Here is a 17,059-nt window from a genome sequence, read left to right on the forward strand (position 1 = left end):
TAGGACATACCCGTAGAGCTTGTGAAGTGAATCTCATTAGAGATCAGCAGCAAGAACCCACCGAGAGTAGCCCCCGAAAGGGGGAGCTAGTAGGAATCCCCATCCTTTAGGGCGGGGAGGATGTCAATGATAACACTTTTGAAGGTGTTCCAAGATTCATAGCCAAGATGTTGCATAAAGTCGTGTGCTATCCAATAACGAATACCGTTTTGATGTGCATCATTTTCAAATAATTCAAGATCGAATTGTTCAGCCATTTTCAGCTCCTATAAAAAAAGCCGTTTGGGACGGCTTGAATGTGCGGTTATCTTACCGAAAGAGCGGTGGGGTGTCAAATTATTTCATTCTTTCGTATTCCAGCAATTTGTGCGTGGTGGTGGCGTGTCCGATTAGGGCGATGACAAAGATTTCTTTTTCGTGTTCGGATAAATTCGTGTAGAATGTGTGCAATAGGCTATTGGCGTTCGGTTCATTAACCGTGTTGTCAATAAATTGGGTGAATATTTGTAAGGATTCCATAATGATTACCTTTGGTTATGATTGTCCGCATTGCGGTAAGAAAGATGTGGCGTTTGAAGTCGGTGGCTTTGTGCAGCGAAAAGTGAAAAGCGTACCTTTTGATGTCTATTCGATATTAGCAACCTGCAATTATTGTGGGCATGGCATTGTGGCAAGCCTTGGCTTTAATGAGAAAAACCCTGCTGACCTGATAGCAATTGATGCATTTAGAAAACACGCAGACTGGCGAGAAAAGGATAGTCTGTTTGACTTGCTTGATTTCGATCCCGAATGGTTGCCTAAACCGCCTAAGCCTGAAGTTCCTGCACATTTACCAAACAATATTGCTGAGCAATTAACAGGCGCTGAACAGTTATTTTTACAGGCTCGTGGCGACCGTTTAATGATTGCCTATTCAGGTTTAGGTTTTCGCAAAACGTTGGAATTTGCCCTGAAACTGCTTGATGATAATACTGATAAAAATCTAAATTGGCGCATTAACGCGTTAGTGAAAAATGGCTTGCTAGTAAAATCAATGGGCGATTTTGCGCACCGTATTCGTGCGCTGGGTAATGATGCCACGCACGATGATATTTCGCTTGATGAATTGCAAGAGCTGCGCCTGTTTACGCAGCTGTTTTTGCAATATACCTTTACCTTGCCGGCGATGATTCCTGTCAAATAAAAAAGCCTACAAAAACTTGTAGGCTTTCTTAAAATTTGCTTGTTTTAGTTGGAAAACCAACTTATAATATAATCACTTTCAGGGGGAAGCCTGAAAGTGAGTGTAAGGCTTAATCCTTATGCTTGAAGAAGGATAACCAAATGTTCAAATACATTATCCTGATTATCATTTTATTACTCTGGTCAATGCCAGTTTACTAATCTGATAATTTACTAGGGAGTTACCGGCTCCCTAGTTCTTCAAATTATAAGGAATTTATTATGGCATTGTCAAGAACCGAAATTGTGAACCGCAGCAATGAAAAGCGTGGGATTCGTCAAAAAGGCTTTAAACTTCCCCTTGAAGTGATTGCGGAAATTGAGCGGTTGAGCCAACAACACGGCATTCCGCAGAATCAGTTGATTATTCAAGCGGTGGAGTGTTTTAAACAGGTGAAAGGCTCGTGAGAGCCTTTATTCTCCCGATAATTCTTTTATTTTTCGGACAAATTTTCCAACTTCTTTTGCTACAAAACCTATTGCTACAAATTGATGAATCAAGACATATGTAAACAAATATCTTTCAGTTGTTTCTAGTTTGGTAAAATAATTTAGAATTTCATCAATTGCATTTTCTTCATTTTTAATTATTGGAATTTTATCATTTAAAAAACGTTCATATTTATGGGCTTTTTTTCGAAATTCATCTGATAGTGAATTTTCTTTTTTATTCTTGAATTTAGCCATTATTTCTCCTTAACCAGAACAGGCTTATCAATGAGATATTCCAGGTCATACGCCTCTTTGAAATTCTGTTCTTCGCTATCTTCAGGTTGTCTTTTGGGGATATGTATTTTCCCTAATACTTCGCCGTAGAAACAATCTTCAATCCACCCAATTTGTTCATCATCTAAAAAACCGTCATAACCGAAATTTTCATATAAATCACGGGCTTTTTCTAGCGTTGCTTGCTTGGCTTGTTCTAAGGTGTCGAAAATAAAAAAATCGTCATCATTTGTAGAATAACTAAAATATTTAGCCATTATTCCCCCCTAAAACGGAATATCATCATCAAAGTCCTGCTCTTGCGACGGGGCAGAAGTCGTTGGTTTGGTATAGCCTTGTTTCTGCTCCGCATAAGCGTTTCTGCTTCGAGCTGCTGGCGGTGATGATGTAGTGGTTTCTTGTTCTTTTTTGTCAAGCATTTGCATTACATCAGCTTGAATTTCCGTGGTGTAATGGTCGGTGCCGTTTTTGTCTTGCCATTTTCGGGTTTTGAGTTTGCCTTCAATGTAGACCTGTGAGCCTTTTTGTAGGTATTGCCCCACGATTTCCGCTTGACGGCGATAAAATACAATACGGTGCCATTCGTTCGCTTCTTTGCGTTCGCCTGTTTGTTTATCCGTCCAGCTTTCCGATGTTGCTACACTGATATTGGCGACTGCGTCACCGTTTGGCATTGTGCGGACTTCGGGGTCGTTACCTAAGCGTCCTACGATAGTAACACGATTTATTCCTGCCATTTAATTTCTCCCTAAAGTTTCAATAATTTGCTGATAATAATTTTGAGATACTGCCACACGCTCCTTTATCCGCTCAATCTTCTCATCATCCCGTTTAACTGTGACTGTGGTAATCCGCTGGCGTTGTGGGATTTGTTCCACTAAGCCGATATAGCGTTCGGGGTCGTCGTAGCTGGTGAGTAAATCAGGTGGAGTCGGCAACAAAATGAAGTCAACTTGAGCTTCTTCAGCTTCCCATAACCACATATAACCTTGCATTTGCCAGTCGTAGCCTGCTTTTTCAGCTTTCTCTTGGGCTTCGTCAGGAAAAAATGGGTGTGAGCCTATATCCCACGAACATTTTGTATCAATTATGAGTTTCCGACTGGGGACGTATATGTCACATTCACCGGTAATAAAATCGTTTTCTTTGCGTTCGGTGTTTTTCTTTAAGGCAAGACCACGGGTTAAGCCACTTAACTTAATGGCTTTATCTTCAAGCTGTATGCCTTTTTCAGTGTATTTATTGCCGTCAAAGTCTTGATAGCCGAAAAGGTCATATTTTGCCATTTTTCGCACCGCACTTTTGGCGGTTTGGGTTAGTTCATTTTGCTGTGCCTTGGTTTTTGGTGTACCGATAATATCAGCGATACTGGAACACCGCACTTTAAGCTGATAGTTCATTTTCGAGTTTCTCCAATTCGGCATATTGTTGTTGGCTAAATTCAAAGCCGTTGTCGCATAGGTCCTGTAAGGTGGTTTCGCCGGCTTGAATACTTTGTTTGCATTTTGCAAAGTCTTCTTCATTGACGTTTAGGATAAATTCAGCATCTTCAATTTGGTTATCTGGGTAATCAAATTCGCCTTTTTCGGCATCTTTTACTACAGATTGGTCGGCTAATACCGCTTGTTGCATTTCAACGGATAACGGGGCTTGCTTGGATAACAGCAATTTCATCACCGTTTTGAGAGCCATCGCTTCAAAGTTTTCGACCCATACACCGCCTTTACCATTACCATTCATATAACTGCGGTAGGTTTGTGAATAGCGTTCAGCGTGTTCATAGATGTCGCTTTCGGTCATATAAAGTTCAGCAGTAAAATCATTAATCAGCTTGAAATAAGCGTAATAACCGATTGGCTTTTCGTTTTTTTCGGGCTTTTGTTTCCAGTCAAATTCAAAGCCGTTTATCGGGTCTTCGGTAATCAGTTGCTTTTCGTACACTGGCACGGCGACCAATCGTTTAAACTGTCCGCTTCGTTGGGCTAATTGAATTAAGCCTTTGTAGCCTAGTTGGAATTGTGCCTGACCTTTATAAGGTACAATGTAGGCAAAACCTAAGCCATTTTGTAGTGGTAGATTTAAGGTTGCTGCCATTAATGCAGCGTTAAAAATGCTCATTGGGTTAGCATTTCGCAACATGGTATTACTATTGACAATTTGCAGTACACTTGTGGTGAAAGCATCGGCATTTTTGTTTAACAGTGATTTGATTTTTTCTTGAATAACCGGCTTGTCAAAAAACTCTTTCACGGGGAAATGTGTTTTTTTAGCTGGTGCGGTTGGTGTTGTTTCGGTGGTCATAACAATTCCCTTAATGTGTTTGATTGATTGCTTGCATGACAACTTGGATTTCTCGGCGAATATCTGGGGCGACCTTTTCAATGTCGGCAAGTAATTTACCTAACGTCCCTGTCGGGCATTCAGCAAAGCGGATAATGGCGAAATAGACCGCATCGAGTTTCTTTGTATCGACGGCAGCACTGCAAAAAATATGTTCAATGAGTTGCTGCTTTTCTTCGTCATAGCAGGCACCTTGGTCTATATCATCAAAGGTCAATTCAGGATTAACTAAAAAATCAGGTGGTTCCATGTGGTCATGTAACCATTGGCACGCTCTAAAATTATCTTTCATGGGTTTGCTCCTGTGTTTCTCTCTGTTTTAACGTTACCCATTGCTTGGCGTATTCAATTTCTTCGTCTGTCATATCTCGTGCCAGACAGTGTCCGTGTTGCCATACACCGCCTTTGTCCGCACAGGTTTCTTGTGGTGTGGTGGCAAAGGCTGGGTGGCAGCTAGCGATAAGTGCAATGGCAACCATAATGAGAAGTGCTAGAGCAATGCCGGTGAAGATGTTTTGTAAGTAGGTTTTGAGCAGTTTCATAGTGTTTCCTTATATAATTGAGCAAAAACATTAACGCACTTTAAAAGGTTCTTCTTTTTTAGCTGGGGTGATGAATGTGTCATCCCAGTTATTCGTCGGAGTCCATTTAATCGGTTCTTTGGGGGCTGAATTGATGTAAATATTTAGCGTTAAACTTGCACCATCTTGCAGAGTGAAGTTATATACATTCTCGTATTTTTGCGTCATTTTCTGTTTCCTTTTTGTACGATTTAGTTAATGATGTAATATAAGAAAAATGCGATATAGTAAGCAGTGATAGCCAGCGTTATGCCGATTAAGTATTCGCTTATTGTTGGGTTTGCTTGCTTAAAGCGTGTAATATATTGTTTAATCTTGTGTAACATTCTTTTTCTCCGTGGAGTGCGTTATGAATATTGAAAAAGTTGGAAAATATTTGGCTTTTGTTCAATGGGTTACGCCATTTGGGTATTACCTTTTTGTGGTTCAAAGCGATTTATCTTTCCGTTGTCAATATTGGATTTATCTTTTACTCGTTTTGTGTTTGGCTTGTTTCTATTGGTTTGTGGATAGTAAATTTAATTTGAATAATGTGGTCGGGTTTGAAGCCTATTTGATTTTTACCATTATTAGTCAAATTACCGCTGGCTCTCTCAGTTTTGATGAGATGAAACATATTGGGCTAAATTTTTCAGCCGATATTGATACGGCTTATGAACAATATTTCTTTATGAAATTGTTGTTTAATTTAGTGGGTATGTCTTTGTTGCCAGTTGCGTTTAATCACATTACCGATAAATTCAAAACGAAAAACGAGTAAAACTCACCGCACTTTGAAAATCAAAGCGTAAAGTGCGGTGGTAATTCCTAGTGTTTTGCGTGTCCTAGTAACAACGTTTTTTGGGGTTGTTGTACCTGGGGCATTAGCCGTTCGATTAACGGATGGATTGCCTTAAGTAGTTCGGTGTGGAGCCTTACGTTGAATTGTAGGCTGTCCACTTCACGCCCGACCAGTAAGCCGTTGAGTCGGCGGAGTAGGTGGTGTCCGCTTTCGTGTAGGTTGGTGCTGGATGACCATAAGCGTAACAGTAGGGCGAGTTCGTCAGGGGTGAGAACAATGCCTGTTTGTGGGGCTTGGGGTTGGGGTTTATCTAACAACACTTGTTCGCCGTCTAGCCATATTTCGCCGTCTAGCGGTAGGCGTGCGAGTAGGCTCACGGCTTCGAGATATTGGTCATCGTTGATGTCTTTGTAGCTTTTGCCGAAATGGGTTTTGAGTGCTGACCATTGGGTGATGGTGGCTCTCGCTTGTTGGTCTTTCGGTAGGCTTTTGGCTCTGCCCATCACTAACTCTTTGATGTTTTGTTGGTGCTGTTTGGAAAGTGGGGCGATTTTCACCGCGGTTTGTTCGCCTTTGGCTTGTTTTTCGCACGCGATGAAATATTGGCGGATTTGTCTGCCTTTGGCGTTGCGTTCGACCATTCCAAGTTCTTTGCCCATTTCAAGGGTGATGTGATACTCTTTGCGTGGTCGTCCGTTGGTGCGAACGGTTGTGATGATGTAGTCTTCGTTTTCGATAAAGCCGTATTCGGTGATGCGGTTTTTTATCCAGTCTGAATAATCTTGTTTGCTTTCAACGAAAGTGTGAAGTTCTCGTGCGTTGCAAAGTTGAATAGGTTGATTTTCAATTTGTCCGTTGAAGACAGGGATTAAATTTGCATTTGTCATTTTGTTTATTCCTTGACTTGTTTTTAAACTTCATCACGAATAAACGCCAATTTATAGGTGATGAACTGAACGAGATTGGCGTACCGTAGTCAAGGATCACGGCGATCTTTCGATCTCCCATTCAGCTCATCATTGGACTTTTCCATAAATTTATGGAAAAGGTAGATTTGCTGTTTTGCGGATATAAAAAAACACGCTTTAGGCGTGCTGTGTTTCTCCGCCTTGACAATTTCAGGACGCCAATCCTGACTTTCTATTGAAAGTGGGGGTATTATAGGGCGGAGTGGGGGGGATGTCAAGCCCCCATATTGAAACTCCTTTGCGCCTTTTCGGTGTTAGAGTAGAATAGAAGTGTCAAAATTCATTCACTCAACAAAGGAGTTTCAATATGTGGGACTTTATCTTTAAAGTCGTAGAACTTATCTCTAAAAAGGTGTCATTTATTGCTATGTTTTTTTATCTTGCGATTGTTTTGTTGATTTATATTCTTGTGCCGTACACTACATTTTTACAATGGATTGCTCCGAGAGAAGAGCCTTTTTTTGTGTATGGTTTGTGCGTGTTTGTTGTATCCACTTCGCTTTTTCTTGCTGGAAAACAAATTGATGATTATATTTATCCACGCTTTAACCGTTGGCGTGCTTTCAAACAGTATGAAGGGATTTATCAAGCCTTAACGGATGATGAACGGAAAGTGTTAATGGATTTAGTGAGTTACGGCTCTGCTCCTGCGGAGATTCCGAATGTTAAAATCCGTTCGAGCCTGTTATCTAAAGGGCTTGTTCAATTAAAAATGTTCAATCCTGTGTTCCAGTCTTATATCGTCACGCCTAAATTCTATGCGTTTCTGTTGGAAAAAATCAGAAACGATTCTTGAAAAAAATCCCCACTTGCGTGGGGTATGTCATTAGTAGTGACGGATGGTGGTATTTTATCTCTTTCCGACCATTGAGATGTTATTCAAAACCGCACTTACTGACACCGCACTTTATCTGCATTAAGTTGGTTGATAAAAAGCAATAAATGCGGTTTTGAATGGGGATTTTTTGGCTAATCCCCAGAGCCTGTATTTTTCTTCGGTTACTTTCTTGTGTCTTACTGTACACGCCCAGATTTCGCCTGAACTTACTATCGGACAACCCCAATAAATGAATCGGGCATGGCTTTCACATGGTCTGTTAAGGCGGTGGGTCTTTATGGGCTTCCACGTTTCTCTCTGTTACCTTACACTCAGAGAGAGCTTTTACTAACCTTATCTCCTGTTGCCAGTAAGGGCAATCATTCGGCATTGATAGCAAGTTCTGAATTAAATTGTTAAAGAGCAATCCCTTTCGGGGGAAGGCGTTTAGATACGCCTTATAAAAGTTTTAATGCAATAAATTCCACTTCACCCATGATTAAATCTCTAAATTCGCTACTTGTTTCAAGCAGGTCTGCTAAAAATTCAAGGGCTTTCCCTGTTTTTTCTGCGTAATATTCAAGCACTTCGGTAATCATGAGGGCTTTTAATTCTTGGGCGTTGTTAATTTCCATTTTTTTCCTTTTCATCTGTTGGTGCTAACAATCATCTCTGCTTATCTCTCGACTTCCTTTCGTCCGCCTGCTCTGATTGTTAGGGTGTTTTGTTTTGATGTGGTATAATACAAAATGTAATCAAGATTGTAAATACTAAAAGTATTATTTATTTTATAAAATTACATATTGTATTTTTATTTTATTGATTTTAAAAGAAATAAATTTTTAGGGAATTTGTTTGATTGCTTGTTTTTTGAGCAAGGATGTGACTGAAAGGAGATAATTTTGGAAAAGTGCGGTGGGGATTTTGGGGGGATAACCCATAAAAAATGCTTGAATATAATACATTGTATCCATATAATACATTTATTCTTATTAATCATTGAGAAAATAATGTACACGATTATTGAGCAGGAACGCTTTAAGAAAAAAGCGGATAATATTTGGGACGAACAGGAACGGTCGGCATTTTTTAGCTATCTTGCGAGCGATCCGCTAGTCGGCGATGTTATCCCTAATTCTCACGGTTTGCGTAAGGTTCGCTGGCAAGGCTCTGGACGGGGTAAGCGTGGTGGGTTGCGGATTATTTATTTTAACTTGCTCGATGACGGTGTAGTGTTGTTATTGGACTTGTATGCCAAAAATCAGCAGGAAAATGTTTCTCAATCAGAGATAAAAAAATTAAAGGCGGTGTAATATGAGTGATATTCAAGAAAAAATTCAAGCCAAAACGAAAAATTGGGATATTGAAGCGATGGTTAATGCGGTGATTGCGGACGATCCGGATGCGGTGGTTATTCGTGAAAGTTTAACCGAAGCCTTAATGGATGCAAAACAAGGCAAGCACGGGCGAATTACTTATGTTGAAACTTCCCCCGTGACAGAAACTCGTAATCGTACAGGACTTTCACAGCGTAAATTTGCTGAGCGGTTGGGGATTTCTGTACATACGTTAAAATCGTGGGAGCAAGGACAGCGTAATCCAAGTGGAGCAGCAGTAGCATTATTGAAACTACTTAATAAACACCCTGATTTAGTAGTGGAATTAGGATAGAAAATTAGAATAAAATAACCCTGTGAATATTATTCAAGCCCTGTTAATTCAGGGCTTTTTTATTGGAAAATTTGTATAAATTGCTTGCTTTATGGTGTAGTACATACTATAATAATCACATCTAGCAAGGAGCTAGAAACAGCAAACCCCACGCTGTTCAGAGTGGGGCTTACAAAAGGAACTGGATTATGTGCGTTAAAATCTTAATCCTAGTTATCTTGTTAATGTTGGCTGTGCCAGTTTACTAGATAACTTTCAAGTCCTAGCGGTAACTGCAATTATCGCTAGGCAGTTCCTAAATATTAATAAACTGCGGTGAAAAAAGCAAGGGTTTTATTATGGCGATGACGAAAAAAGAAATTCAAGAGAGAAGCGATTTAAAGCGTGGGGTGAAGTTGAAATCCTTTAAACTGCATTCATCGGTGATTGAATTACTGGAGCAATTAAGCAGTAAAACGGGCAAATCACAAACGGAGCTGGTGAGTGACGGGGTGCGGTATTTGGCGGGGAAATATGGGGTTTAACCGCCCCTTGAGTTGAGACGGTTTGGATTATGCTGCGAGCTTGTTTAACCAAATATTCTGTTTTTGATATGGTAAAACTTGAGCTTGTGCGTTAAAAAGTAAGACAAGATTGTTAAATTGGTCGCCTACATTGTGGTCGTCAATAATGACAAATTGTTGCGTATTTTGAGCGTTGTTTGTTGGGTCGGTTAAATCCGTCATTTTACCTAATACGCTATAGGCACTATTCCAGTTTCCTTGAGCTTTTACACTGACTGTAAAAATTTGTTTATTAGGTTTATTTGCCCCCTGTAACAAAATAGGAATATTAACAAGATGACCGCTTAACCCTGTGAATTTATTATCAAAAGTAAGTTGTTGGCTGAATTTACCTTTATTTTGGCGAAATAAACCTTTCACTTCTTTTTCAAATTTATCTTCAGGCAGACTAAACCAATCTGAAGCCATTCCACCTGTGATAATTGAGCTTTGGATTACTTTTTGTAACTGTTGAGCAAGTGTCGCTGAATTGCTTATGCTGTTGATTTCCGCCCGTTGATTGAGTTCAATTCCCCTGTATGATAAATTTTGTTTAATGTGGTTAAACCGTTTTTGAGAAAGCGATACGCCACGACTTTCTAAGTTCATCAAGGTTTTTGCATCATCAGTAATTAAAAATTTATCATCACCTAATTGTTCAATATACACGCCAATAACATCACCATCATCTTGGAAAAATGGCGTATTAATTCTTACCAATCCGCTTGATAACGGTTGGCAATCATAGCCTAAATGCGATAAAACACTATTGCATATCATAAACTTAACTCCATTTGTCCATTATTGCTATAAATTGGGTGGGGTATTTTCCCCGTATAAGAACAATTAAATTGTTCTAAAAAATACTCCGAAAAAAAGAAAAAGTCATCTGTTTTTTCAATCTTTTTTTCTATGGGATAACCTGTTTCTTGGTTGTGTTTTTCGTGTAATAAGTGATAGTGACAGCCTTCAATGCGTGTGGGCGGTGTAGGCAAAACATCGGTAAATGCGTTGTGGTGAGCGATATTTTGCCCCTGATCTACGGCAAATAATCGGCGGTTTTTATACATTGCCATAAAATTCATTTCAGGGATTAACTCTGCTCTTCTTGCTGGGCGATATTGCCATTGTAATTTTAAATGGGTAATAGGGAGTTGATTTTCATCAAAAACAGGTAAAGCCAATTTTAACCAAGCTGGCTCTGGCTGATTAAATTGCTTTTTACTCCATATGGCATGATTGAAATTGACAATCTTTTTTTGTTGCATAATATTATCAATTTCCCATTGTGGAATGATTAATTCATTGATAGTTGCCATATTTCCCCTACCGTTTCCGCCGATAAATGCGGTGTTCTACCATGGTTCCCACAATGCGAATAGCCTGTTTTAAGGTGGTGAGTTTATCGTAGTCGGGGTTGAGGGGCACTAATTCAAAGTGCCGATTACCGTAATTATCGTAGTCTTGTAACGGACGGTATTTTTTAAAGGTTGCTTCATAATCACCATTAACAGCCACTACAAATTCACCGGCGTGAGGTTGGATTTTTGGATCGACGATAATCACATCTCCTTCGATAAAATCAGGCTCCATGCTGTCGCCTTTGATTTTCAGGGCAAAGGCATTTTCGGATACGTCTAAATCCGTGAGGATATATTCAAAATCTTCGCTGTCTTGCAGTAAATTAATATCCGTCCACATGCCTGCTTGGACGTAGCTGATTAGGGGGACTTTATGGGAACGCAATCTAACAGGCGTTACATTGACATCAAAATCTTCAACGGTACCGTCTTTGTTTAATATAACTTTCTCCGCACCTAAGATTTTTAATATTTGGGCAACATCATCAAAGTTTGGGGTTCTTCTCCCTGTTAGCCAGTGACCGATTGCCCCTTGGGTTTTCCCCATTGCATCCGCTATATCGTTTTGATTTTTGCCAGAGATTGCCATTAATTCACGAACGTAGTCATTCCACGGTTTTTTCATAATTCACCTACCTTATTTTAGATGTTGATTATTACGCAAAGTATTAAATATGCAAAATACTAATAGTATATTTATGTTGATCTTTAAATTTACATATAGTATTATTTGGTTAATATTAACGGAGTTAAAAAATGAACAAGATTTTAGAATTTAGACAATCTGCCAATTTAACCCAACAGGAATTATCTAAACGTGTTGCTATTACACAAGGGGCATTAGGTCATTATGAAACTGGACGGCGTACCCCTAAATTAGATACCGCACGCAAGATTATTGCGGTATTTAATCAATGCGGCGTTAATTGCACGTTTGAAGATATTTTCCCTGTTGAAACCTAATTTACCCAAAGGCAAATGCAATGGCACGCAATACGTTAACAAGATCTGCAAGGGAGCTTGCCGATCCTTTGATGACAAAATACCGCTCACAAAAGCAAGTAGATGTGGCAGATCGTATGGACTGCGACCCGTCCACGCTTTGCCGTTTGACAGGTGAGAATGGTGAGAAATTAACAACCGCCTTGAATTTCATTGCGGCGAATGGTTTTGGGCTGGTGGATAAAGCCACGCACATTGCCGTTGAACGTAAGGAATTTGAGCTGTTGTTATTGGCGTTAAATGGCTTGGATAGCCGTTTGCATGAGAAATATTTGGAAAATGAATGAATACTCCAGTGAAAGAATTTTTAAACCGGCTGAAAAGATTTTATCTCAGCGATCAGTTTTTTTACATTTACTTGGTAGCGTTTATGTTACTTGGTTGGTACTTGTTTAGCAAATAAAAAACCACCGTTGGGCGGTGGTTAGTTACTTAATCCATAAAGGAGTAATAAGTATGGGTAGATTATCCACTAAAAAAAACAAAAAGGCAAGTGAAATGCCGATAAAAGACGTAAAAACTGCTAGAAAACCATTATCTAAGAAAATCCGTTTTGAGATTTTTAAAAGAGATGGTTTTAAATGTCAGTACTGCGGTAAGTCTGCACCTGATGTGGTTTTACACGTCGATCATATAAATCCTGTCAGCAAGGGCGGATCTGATGATTTGATGAATTTGATTACATCTTGTTCAGATTGCAATTTAGGTAAAAAGGATATTTTACTAACGGATAATTCCGTTATTGAAAAGCAAAGAAAACAATTACAAGAGCTGAATGAAAAACGCGAGCAACTTGAAATGATGCTGCAATGGCGAGAAAGCCTCGCCAATTTAGATCAAGATCTTGTTATGGTTATTACAAAGAAAGTAAACGAATTAATAGAACCCCATGAAGTTAATGTGAATGGGGAAAAAACGATTAAATCATGGTTGAAGAAATTCTCTCTTGAAGAAATTTTGAACGCCATTGATTCCGCATTTGAGAGTGTTTTTGGATTCGGAAAAGATAAATCTCATGAAGAAAAAAGCAATGATTTTTTTAATTTAATTCCGAAGATTTGTAGTGTTAATCGCATGCCTGAAATTGACAGAGAACTTTGTTACATTCGAGGGATTTTGAAAAATCGAATGTATGTAAATTTTGGTTATGTCATGCAACTTATGAAAAAAGCGACTTCTCTTGGTTTTGACGTAGAAGAACTAAAGGAATTTGCAAAAACAGCGAGAAATTGGACTACGTTTAAAACAACGTTGGAAACTTTTATTCAGGAGAATGAAAATGAGTTCTAAACTACTTGGTCATGTATGGGATTTAGATCTTCCCGACTCAACAACAAAATTAATCCTTTTACGCCTTGCGGATAATGCGAATGATGAAACTGGAGAATGTTTCCCGTCTTTAGCCTATTTACAAGATAAATGTTCCATTAAATCTAAAACAACGATAAGACTGGCGTTAACAAAATTACAAGAATTAGGATTTATTTTGGTCATTAAACGCAAAAAAGAGAGTGGCATAAATACTTCAAATTTGTATAAATTAAACATGGAAAAAATTCTGACTAAAACCAAAATCACTAAAAATTCAAGTGTTAAATCAAGTGGGTCAGAAACTGTACCCTTAGATGGGTCAGAAACTGTACCCTTAGATGGGTCAGAATCTGTACCCTATGGGTCAGAAACTGTACCCTTAGATGGGTCAGAATCTGTACCCAGAACCAATAACTCTTTTGAACCAATAATTAACCAATCAATATCTTCTTCGTCCGAACAAGTTCAGACGAAGTCGCCGAAGCGAAAACTTGAAAAATTTTCTAACGATGATTTGACGACAGCGGAATGGATGTTTAGCCAACTGCAAAAACTCAACCCGAAAATAAAATACCCGAATATCAATCGCTGGGCGAATGAGGTTCGCCTGATTCGAGAGATTGACAGGCGGTCGCACCGTGAAATTTGCGAATTATTCCAGTGGGCGAACCGTGATGGCTTTTGGAAATCGAATATTTTAAGTCCGCACAAGTTGCGTGAAAAATGGGATCAGCTGGAAATGAAACGGCAATCACAAATTCAGTTTGGTGAAGTGGAGCGGAAGATGTCGTTTACGGAGAAAAATGCGATGCAGTGGAATCGTCCGGAAGATTGGGAAGGGGTGTTTTAACCATGAATAATCAAGTTTCAAACGCTACCACAACAAGCACTGTTGGCAAGGTTTTTCATGATGACGTAGCAGGTATGGTGGATGAGTTATTTAAAAATTTAATCGCCAGTTGTCCGGTGTTGTTGAATATCGATTCTGTTCAACTCAAACGCATTAAGCAGCAATGGATTTTGGGTTTTCAGGAACAGGGCGTGAATAATTTTGAGATGGTGAAATGCGGGATGCGTGAAGCGAGAGCGAAGCCAAACGGTTATTTGCCGAGTGTGGGTGAGTTTATTGCGTGGTGTAAGAAAAACTACAATCCGCACGGATTAGCCACGGAAGACCAGCTATATCAACGCATTGTGGCGTTTATGGCGTACGGTATGGAAGAAATTGACCGGTTTAAATTTGACAGTGATTTAGAGCGGTATTTGATTACAGGGTTGTATTGCAAAGAGCGTGCGAACCAGTGGACGGATAAGGACTTGCGGTCAGAAATTCAGCAGGAATTAAACCGTACGGCAAAACGATTGGATGCAGGCTGGAAAGTACCCAAACCACAACCAGCCTTGCCAGAAAAAGTGATTATTCCTGCGAGCAAAGAACAAGTTAGCCAACACATTGCGAATATGAGAGCGATGTTTAAAGGGGTAAGGGTGAATTAATGTCTGATGCTGCAATAGTTACTATTGGTTATTTCGCCACTATGGCGTTTATATTTTGGCTTGGAATGAGAGATTAAGCGATGAAATACGTTGAGCTTAAATCGGAAAAAGTGCGGTGCAATTTAATCGAGTTTATTCGCACTTTGCCAATTGATGAGAAAAAGCCGTTAGTGGTGCAGATTAAGCCGATTACTCGTAACCTTGAACAGAATGCTAAGTTCCATGCCATGTGCCAAGACGTGGCGAATCAGTGCGAATTTCACGGTAGAAAGCTCAGTATGGAGCAATGGAAAGTGTTATTTATTTCCGCTCACGCACAAGCGACTAAACAGGGCTTTGAGATTGTGGCAGGGTTAGAGGGGGAATTTGTCAATATTCGGGAAAGTTCAGCACAAATGAGCGTTAGCCGTATGGCGAGTTTGATTGAATATCTGACGAGTTGGGGCGTTGAAAATGGCGTGCGGTTTAATGATTGGAAATGGTTGCCTGAACGGTGGCGATAGATCATTTTCGTGACGTTACGAAAATGGTGGTTGTCTCTTAAATGGGTTGGCTTATTGTAAAGATTTGTTTTTGTTATTGAAATGATTGTCTCTTAAATGGGGTTGGTTGTCTTTTAAGGGGAAATAATGAAAAAAGTGCGGTGTAAAAAATGCAAGATTTGCGGACTGGACTTTGTGCCACGCAGTAGCTTTGCGAAAGTCTGTTCGGTGGCTTGTGCGATGCAGTTTGCTAAGGAGCAAGCAGAAAAAGAGAAAATTAAGCAGCGGAAAGCACGAGAGAAAGCAGAACGAGCCAAGATTAAGCAAGTTCGGGAGAATTTGAAAAGCCGTCAAGATTGGTTGAAAGATTTGCAGAAAGTCTTCAATCAATTTATTCGTTTAAGGGATAAGGATTTACCCTGTATTTCGTGCGGACGGTTTCATCAGGGGCAATGGCACGCAGGGCATTATCGCACCACCAAGGCTTGCCCTGAATTACGGTTTAATGAAGACAATTGCCATAAGCAATGTCAGCCTTGCAATACACATTTAAGTGGGAATATTACGGAATATCGGATTAATTTAGTGCGGAAAATTGGGCTAGAGCGGGTGGAATGGTTGGAAAGAAAAGACCATAAGCCGTTGAAGTTGACGATTCCTGAGATTAAGAAATTGATTCGGGTGTATAAGGTGAAGTGTAAGGGGTTGATGTGAGTTTTAAAGATGTTTGTATTCAATGGGGATATTGGGCGACACCGAGATTAGGTACGGAATATCCGAGCTTGTCGGTAAGTATTCCTGTTCCGCCCGTGATGAAATCAAAGCGAGTGGTACCGATTAAGGACGAGTTGGCGATGGAAATTGACCGTTGTGTTTGTGTAATGAAAAAAGTTACGCCTGAGCTGTATGATTTGTTTATGGCGACTTATGCGTATCGGTTGCCTGTGTATGATTTGCGGAATAAGTATAAGGTGGTGACGCAAAGGGGGATTTTAACAAGATTTGGGGTGAGTAAAGCACATTATTTTAATTTGATGAGAGTAGCAGAAACATCGTTGAAGTTAATGCTTAGTCAAAATCAGTGCATTATGTTAGCATAATGGTAGCAAAAATAGTTGCAAAATAGAAAAATGTAACTATAATTGATACTAAATATAATATAGGTTGAGTTTATGGGAAAAGCTGAAAAATTATTAGAGAAACTGGCAGGGGCTAAAAGTACGTTTGTTTGGATGGATTTAGTCACTTTGCTTGCTCAACAAGGATATGAGAAGCAAGAAATGGCAGGTTCTCGAGTTCGATTTTTTAACACAAAACTTGACCATATTATCTTGTTGCACAAGCCACACCCTGAAAATTATATTAAAGGCGGTGTATTAAAATCAGTGAAAGAATCCTTAAAACAGGTAGGTATATTATGACGTTGTTAAACTATAAAGGCTATGTTGGCACAATTGAGCCTGATTTAGAAAATAATGTATTGTTTGGTAAATTAGCATATATTCGGGATTTGGTCACATATGAAGCGGAAACTTTACCTGAATTAGAAAAAGAATTTCGTACGTCTGTGGATTTGTATTTGAGTGATTGTGCGGAATTAGGCAAAACGCCTGACAAGCCTTTTAAAGGTGTATTCAATGTGCGGATTAGTGAAGAATTACACCGTATGGCGGTGATAGCCGCTGGCGATATGTCGTTAAATGCCTTTGTGGGAGCGGCAATTCAAGAAAAAGTGAATCGAATGGCTGTTTAATATACA

Annotated in this window: 32 protein-coding genes; 17 read left to right on the forward strand and 15 right to left on the reverse strand. The window is 39.5% G+C overall.

The window, feature by feature from the left end:
* Positions 1 to 86: 86 nt before the first annotated feature.
* Together E0709_RS02675 and E0709_RS02680 are read right to left on the reverse strand one after the other, a co-directional pair.
* Positions 87 to 257: a hypothetical protein gene (locus tag E0709_RS02675; protein WP_207905234.1), complete on the reverse strand. Its 171-nt coding sequence runs from the start codon at positions 255 to 257 to the stop codon at positions 87 to 89.
* Positions 258 to 336: 79 nt separating this feature from the next.
* Positions 337 to 519 (reverse strand): hypothetical protein, encoded by a 183-nt coding sequence (locus E0709_RS02680; RefSeq protein ID WP_132301823.1) that lies wholly within the window; start codon positions 517 to 519, stop codon positions 337 to 339.
* Position 520: 1 nt separating this feature from the next.
* Between E0709_RS02680 and E0709_RS02685 the strand changes: the two genes are divergently transcribed.
* Both E0709_RS02685 and E0709_RS02690 read left to right on the forward strand, forming a co-directional pair.
* The gene (locus E0709_RS02685) at positions 521 to 1,183 is read left to right on the forward strand and encodes a DUF4145 domain-containing protein (RefSeq protein ID WP_132301821.1); all 663 of its coding nucleotides are present in this window, start codon (positions 521 to 523) and stop codon (positions 1,181 to 1,183) included.
* 260 nt (positions 1,184 to 1,443) lie between these two features.
* Entirely contained in the window at positions 1,444 to 1,629 is a 186-nt protein-coding gene (locus E0709_RS02690; protein ID WP_132301819.1) for a ribbon-helix-helix protein, CopG family, read from the forward strand.
* A 6-nt stretch (positions 1,630 to 1,635) separates the two neighbouring features.
* Here the strand turns inward: E0709_RS02690 and E0709_RS02695 are convergent, their stop codons facing one another.
* Genes E0709_RS02695 through E0709_RS12220 form a run of 8 tightly spaced genes read right to left on the reverse strand, consistent with a single transcriptional unit; the run spans position 1,636 to position 5,036 of the window.
* Positions 1,636 to 1,908, reverse strand: coding sequence for a hypothetical protein (locus E0709_RS02695; RefSeq protein WP_132301817.1), 273 nt, complete (start codon positions 1,906 to 1,908; stop codon positions 1,636 to 1,638).
* On the reverse strand, positions 1,908 to 2,204 hold the full coding sequence (locus E0709_RS02700; RefSeq protein ID WP_132301815.1) for a hypothetical protein: 297 nt from the start codon (positions 2,202 to 2,204) through the stop codon (positions 1,908 to 1,910). Before E0709_RS02700 ends, E0709_RS02695 begins: the two co-directional genes overlap by 1 nt.
* Positions 2,205 to 2,213: 9 nt before the next feature.
* On the reverse strand, positions 2,214 to 2,684 hold the full coding sequence (gene ssb, locus E0709_RS02705) for a single-stranded DNA-binding protein (RefSeq protein ID WP_132301813.1): 471 nt from the start codon (positions 2,682 to 2,684) through the stop codon (positions 2,214 to 2,216).
* Positions 2,685 to 3,347 (reverse strand): translocation protein TolB precursor, encoded by a 663-nt coding sequence (locus E0709_RS02710; protein ID WP_132301811.1) that lies wholly within the window; start codon positions 3,345 to 3,347, stop codon positions 2,685 to 2,687. It abuts the gene before it with no gap.
* Positions 3,331 to 4,248, reverse strand: coding sequence for a recombinase RecT (locus tag E0709_RS02715; RefSeq protein ID WP_132301809.1), 918 nt, complete (start codon positions 4,246 to 4,248; stop codon positions 3,331 to 3,333). Before E0709_RS02715 ends, E0709_RS02710 begins: the two co-directional genes overlap by 17 nt.
* Before the next feature lie 10 nt (positions 4,249 to 4,258).
* Positions 4,259 to 4,579 (reverse strand): hypothetical protein, encoded by a 321-nt coding sequence (locus tag E0709_RS02720; protein ID WP_132301807.1) that lies wholly within the window; start codon positions 4,577 to 4,579, stop codon positions 4,259 to 4,261.
* Positions 4,569 to 4,829 carry a hypothetical protein gene (locus E0709_RS02725; protein ID WP_132301805.1) on the reverse strand — a complete coding sequence of 87 codons (261 nt, stop codon included), beginning with the start codon at positions 4,827 to 4,829 and terminating at the stop codon, positions 4,569 to 4,571. The genes E0709_RS02720 and E0709_RS02725 overlap by 11 nt, the downstream gene beginning before the upstream one ends.
* Before the next feature lie 30 nt (positions 4,830 to 4,859).
* Positions 4,860 to 5,036, reverse strand: a complete 177-nt coding sequence (locus E0709_RS12220) for a hypothetical protein (protein WP_165867221.1) — start codon at positions 5,034 to 5,036, stop codon at positions 4,860 to 4,862.
* 181 nt (positions 5,037 to 5,217) lie between these two features.
* Between E0709_RS12220 and E0709_RS12225 the strand changes: the two genes are divergently transcribed.
* A complete protein-coding gene (locus tag E0709_RS12225) occupies positions 5,218 to 5,628 on the forward strand; it encodes a hypothetical protein (protein WP_165867220.1) in 411 nt (136 codons plus the stop codon).
* 47 nt (positions 5,629 to 5,675) lie between these two features.
* Here E0709_RS12225 and E0709_RS12485 read toward each other — a convergent pair whose 3' ends face one another.
* Positions 5,676 to 6,536, reverse strand: coding sequence for an antA/AntB antirepressor family protein (locus E0709_RS12485; RefSeq protein WP_243640862.1), 861 nt, complete (start codon positions 6,534 to 6,536; stop codon positions 5,676 to 5,678).
* A 388-nt stretch (positions 6,537 to 6,924) separates the two neighbouring features.
* On the opposite strand from E0709_RS12485, the gene E0709_RS02740 reads away from it, so the two are divergent.
* Positions 6,925 to 7,413 carry a hypothetical protein gene (locus E0709_RS02740; protein WP_132301801.1) on the forward strand — a complete coding sequence of 163 codons (489 nt, stop codon included), beginning with the start codon at positions 6,925 to 6,927 and terminating at the stop codon, positions 7,411 to 7,413.
* Positions 7,414 to 7,892: 479 nt separating this feature from the next.
* On the opposite strand, the gene E0709_RS12230 is transcribed toward E0709_RS02740, so the two are convergent.
* Positions 7,893 to 8,069 (reverse strand): hypothetical protein, encoded by a 177-nt coding sequence (locus E0709_RS12230; RefSeq protein WP_165867219.1) that lies wholly within the window; start codon positions 8,067 to 8,069, stop codon positions 7,893 to 7,895.
* A gap of 375 nt (positions 8,070 to 8,444) precedes the next feature.
* Between E0709_RS12230 and E0709_RS02745 the strand changes: the two genes are divergently transcribed.
* From E0709_RS02745 to E0709_RS02755, 3 genes are all read left to right on the forward strand, one after another.
* The gene (locus E0709_RS02745; RefSeq protein WP_132301799.1) at positions 8,445 to 8,747 is read left to right on the forward strand and encodes a DNA-binding protein; all 303 of its coding nucleotides are present in this window, start codon (positions 8,445 to 8,447) and stop codon (positions 8,745 to 8,747) included.
* Position 8,748: 1 nt separating this feature from the next.
* Positions 8,749 to 9,105 carry a helix-turn-helix domain-containing protein gene (locus tag E0709_RS02750; RefSeq protein ID WP_132301797.1) on the forward strand — a complete coding sequence of 119 codons (357 nt, stop codon included), beginning with the start codon at positions 8,749 to 8,751 and terminating at the stop codon, positions 9,103 to 9,105.
* A gap of 338 nt (positions 9,106 to 9,443) precedes the next feature.
* Positions 9,444 to 9,629, forward strand: a complete 186-nt coding sequence (locus E0709_RS02755; RefSeq protein WP_132301795.1) for a ribbon-helix-helix protein, CopG family — start codon at positions 9,444 to 9,446, stop codon at positions 9,627 to 9,629.
* A gap of 27 nt (positions 9,630 to 9,656) precedes the next feature.
* On the opposite strand, the gene E0709_RS02760 is transcribed toward E0709_RS02755, so the two are convergent.
* The 3 genes from E0709_RS02760 to E0709_RS02770 are packed head-to-tail and all read right to left on the reverse strand — an operon-like array spanning position 9,657 to position 11,633.
* Complete coding sequence (locus tag E0709_RS02760) at positions 9,657 to 10,427, reverse strand: DUF1828 domain-containing protein (RefSeq protein WP_132301793.1); 771 nt, start codon at positions 10,425 to 10,427, stop codon at positions 9,657 to 9,659.
* Positions 10,424 to 10,966: a hypothetical protein gene (locus E0709_RS02765; RefSeq protein WP_132301791.1), complete on the reverse strand. Its 543-nt coding sequence runs from the start codon at positions 10,964 to 10,966 to the stop codon at positions 10,424 to 10,426. Before E0709_RS02765 ends, E0709_RS02760 begins: the two co-directional genes overlap by 4 nt.
* A gap of 7 nt (positions 10,967 to 10,973) precedes the next feature.
* On the reverse strand, positions 10,974 to 11,633 hold the full coding sequence (locus E0709_RS02770) for a LexA family protein (RefSeq protein WP_132301789.1): 660 nt from the start codon (positions 11,631 to 11,633) through the stop codon (positions 10,974 to 10,976).
* Between the two features lie 131 nt (positions 11,634 to 11,764).
* On the opposite strand from E0709_RS02770, the gene E0709_RS02775 reads away from it, so the two are divergent.
* The 10 genes from E0709_RS02775 (at position 11,765) to E0709_RS02820 (ending at position 17,053) form a co-directional block, all read left to right on the forward strand.
* Complete coding sequence (locus E0709_RS02775) at positions 11,765 to 11,971, forward strand: helix-turn-helix transcriptional regulator (RefSeq protein ID WP_132301787.1); 207 nt, start codon at positions 11,765 to 11,767, stop codon at positions 11,969 to 11,971.
* Between the two features lie 20 nt (positions 11,972 to 11,991).
* Positions 11,992 to 12,297: a hypothetical protein gene (locus E0709_RS02780; protein WP_132301785.1), complete on the forward strand. Its 306-nt coding sequence runs from the start codon at positions 11,992 to 11,994 to the stop codon at positions 12,295 to 12,297.
* Between the two features lie 169 nt (positions 12,298 to 12,466).
* Positions 12,467 to 13,300: an HNH endonuclease gene (locus tag E0709_RS02785; RefSeq protein ID WP_207905233.1), complete on the forward strand. Its 834-nt coding sequence runs from the start codon at positions 12,467 to 12,469 to the stop codon at positions 13,298 to 13,300.
* Positions 13,290 to 14,171 carry a helix-turn-helix domain-containing protein gene (locus E0709_RS02790; protein WP_165867218.1) on the forward strand — a complete coding sequence of 294 codons (882 nt, stop codon included), beginning with the start codon at positions 13,290 to 13,292 and terminating at the stop codon, positions 14,169 to 14,171. The genes E0709_RS02785 and E0709_RS02790 overlap by 11 nt, the downstream gene beginning before the upstream one ends.
* A gap of 2 nt (positions 14,172 to 14,173) precedes the next feature.
* Entirely contained in the window at positions 14,174 to 14,818 is a 645-nt protein-coding gene (locus E0709_RS02795; RefSeq protein ID WP_132301781.1) for a replication protein P, read from the forward strand.
* Between the two features lie 80 nt (positions 14,819 to 14,898).
* Positions 14,899 to 15,321: a recombination protein NinB gene (locus E0709_RS02800; protein WP_132301779.1), complete on the forward strand. Its 423-nt coding sequence runs from the start codon at positions 14,899 to 14,901 to the stop codon at positions 15,319 to 15,321.
* A gap of 126 nt (positions 15,322 to 15,447) precedes the next feature.
* On the forward strand, positions 15,448 to 16,014 hold the full coding sequence (locus E0709_RS02805; RefSeq protein WP_132301777.1) for a recombination protein NinG: 567 nt from the start codon (positions 15,448 to 15,450) through the stop codon (positions 16,012 to 16,014).
* Positions 16,011 to 16,400, forward strand: coding sequence for an antiterminator Q family protein (locus E0709_RS02810; protein ID WP_132301775.1), 390 nt, complete (start codon positions 16,011 to 16,013; stop codon positions 16,398 to 16,400). The genes E0709_RS02805 and E0709_RS02810 overlap by 4 nt, the downstream gene beginning before the upstream one ends.
* Before the next feature lie 72 nt (positions 16,401 to 16,472).
* Entirely contained in the window at positions 16,473 to 16,721 is a 249-nt protein-coding gene (locus tag E0709_RS02815) for a type II toxin-antitoxin system HicA family toxin (RefSeq protein WP_132301773.1), read from the forward strand.
* Positions 16,718 to 17,053: a type II toxin-antitoxin system HicB family antitoxin gene (locus E0709_RS02820; protein ID WP_132301771.1), complete on the forward strand. Its 336-nt coding sequence runs from the start codon at positions 16,718 to 16,720 to the stop codon at positions 17,051 to 17,053. Before E0709_RS02815 ends, E0709_RS02820 begins: the two co-directional genes overlap by 4 nt.
* The last annotated feature ends 6 nt before the right edge of the window (positions 17,054 to 17,059 follow it).

Source organism: Lonepinella koalarum (assembly GCF_004565475.1).
Classification (GTDB): Bacteria; Pseudomonadota; Gammaproteobacteria; order Enterobacterales; family Pasteurellaceae; genus Lonepinella; species Lonepinella koalarum.

Bases quoted from the DNA above. Each gene is read 5' to 3' on its own strand.
- E0709_RS02675 (WP_207905234.1), bottom strand. From the start codon at position 257: ATGGCTGAACAATTCGATCTTGAATTATTTGAAAATGATGCACATCAA.
- E0709_RS02680 (WP_132301823.1), bottom strand. From the start codon at position 519: ATGGAATCCTTACAAATATTCACCCAATTTATTGACAACACGGTTAAT.
- E0709_RS02685 (WP_132301821.1), top strand. From the start codon at position 521: ATGATTACCTTTGGTTATGATTGTCCGCATTGCGGTAAGAAAGATGTG.
- E0709_RS02690 (WP_132301819.1), top strand. From the start codon at position 1,444: ATGGCATTGTCAAGAACCGAAATTGTGAACCGCAGCAATGAAAAGCGT.
- E0709_RS02695 (WP_132301817.1), bottom strand. From the start codon at position 1,908: ATGGCTAAATTCAAGAATAAAAAAGAAAATTCACTATCAGATGAATTT.
- E0709_RS02700 (WP_132301815.1), bottom strand. From the start codon at position 2,204: ATGGCTAAATATTTTAGTTATTCTACAAATGATGACGATTTTTTTATT.
- ssb (WP_132301813.1), bottom strand. From the start codon at position 2,684: ATGGCAGGAATAAATCGTGTTACTATCGTAGGACGCTTAGGTAACGAC.
- E0709_RS02710 (WP_132301811.1), bottom strand. From the start codon at position 3,347: ATGAACTATCAGCTTAAAGTGCGGTGTTCCAGTATCGCTGATATTATC.
- E0709_RS02715 (WP_132301809.1), bottom strand. From the start codon at position 4,248: ATGACCACCGAAACAACACCAACCGCACCAGCTAAAAAAACACATTTC.
- E0709_RS02720 (WP_132301807.1), bottom strand. From the start codon at position 4,579: ATGAAAGATAATTTTAGAGCGTGCCAATGGTTACATGACCACATGGAA.
- E0709_RS02725 (WP_132301805.1), bottom strand. From the start codon at position 4,829: ATGAAACTGCTCAAAACCTACTTACAAAACATCTTCACCGGCATTGCT.
- E0709_RS12220 (WP_165867221.1), bottom strand. From the start codon at position 5,036: ATGACGCAAAAATACGAGAATGTATATAACTTCACTCTGCAAGATGGT.
- E0709_RS12225 (WP_165867220.1), top strand. From the start codon at position 5,218: ATGAATATTGAAAAAGTTGGAAAATATTTGGCTTTTGTTCAATGGGTT.
- E0709_RS12485 (WP_243640862.1), bottom strand. From the start codon at position 6,536: ATGACAAATGCAAATTTAATCCCTGTCTTCAACGGACAAATTGAAAAT.
- E0709_RS02740 (WP_132301801.1), top strand. From the start codon at position 6,925: ATGTGGGACTTTATCTTTAAAGTCGTAGAACTTATCTCTAAAAAGGTG.
- E0709_RS12230 (WP_165867219.1), bottom strand. From the start codon at position 8,069: ATGGAAATTAACAACGCCCAAGAATTAAAAGCCCTCATGATTACCGAA.
- E0709_RS02745 (WP_132301799.1), top strand. From the start codon at position 8,445: ATGTACACGATTATTGAGCAGGAACGCTTTAAGAAAAAAGCGGATAAT.
- E0709_RS02750 (WP_132301797.1), top strand. From the start codon at position 8,749: ATGAGTGATATTCAAGAAAAAATTCAAGCCAAAACGAAAAATTGGGAT.
- E0709_RS02755 (WP_132301795.1), top strand. From the start codon at position 9,444: ATGGCGATGACGAAAAAAGAAATTCAAGAGAGAAGCGATTTAAAGCGT.
- E0709_RS02760 (WP_132301793.1), bottom strand. From the start codon at position 10,427: ATGATATGCAATAGTGTTTTATCGCATTTAGGCTATGATTGCCAACCG.
- E0709_RS02765 (WP_132301791.1), bottom strand. From the start codon at position 10,966: ATGGCAACTATCAATGAATTAATCATTCCACAATGGGAAATTGATAAT.
- E0709_RS02770 (WP_132301789.1), bottom strand. From the start codon at position 11,633: ATGAAAAAACCGTGGAATGACTACGTTCGTGAATTAATGGCAATCTCT.
- E0709_RS02775 (WP_132301787.1), top strand. From the start codon at position 11,765: ATGAACAAGATTTTAGAATTTAGACAATCTGCCAATTTAACCCAACAG.
- E0709_RS02780 (WP_132301785.1), top strand. From the start codon at position 11,992: ATGGCACGCAATACGTTAACAAGATCTGCAAGGGAGCTTGCCGATCCT.
- E0709_RS02785 (WP_207905233.1), top strand. From the start codon at position 12,467: ATGGGTAGATTATCCACTAAAAAAAACAAAAAGGCAAGTGAAATGCCG.
- E0709_RS02790 (WP_165867218.1), top strand. From the start codon at position 13,290: ATGAGTTCTAAACTACTTGGTCATGTATGGGATTTAGATCTTCCCGAC.
- E0709_RS02795 (WP_132301781.1), top strand. From the start codon at position 14,174: ATGAATAATCAAGTTTCAAACGCTACCACAACAAGCACTGTTGGCAAG.
- E0709_RS02800 (WP_132301779.1), top strand. From the start codon at position 14,899: ATGAAATACGTTGAGCTTAAATCGGAAAAAGTGCGGTGCAATTTAATC.
- E0709_RS02805 (WP_132301777.1), top strand. From the start codon at position 15,448: ATGAAAAAAGTGCGGTGTAAAAAATGCAAGATTTGCGGACTGGACTTT.
- E0709_RS02815 (WP_132301773.1), top strand. From the start codon at position 16,473: ATGGGAAAAGCTGAAAAATTATTAGAGAAACTGGCAGGGGCTAAAAGT.
- E0709_RS02820 (WP_132301771.1), top strand. From the start codon at position 16,718: ATGACGTTGTTAAACTATAAAGGCTATGTTGGCACAATTGAGCCTGAT.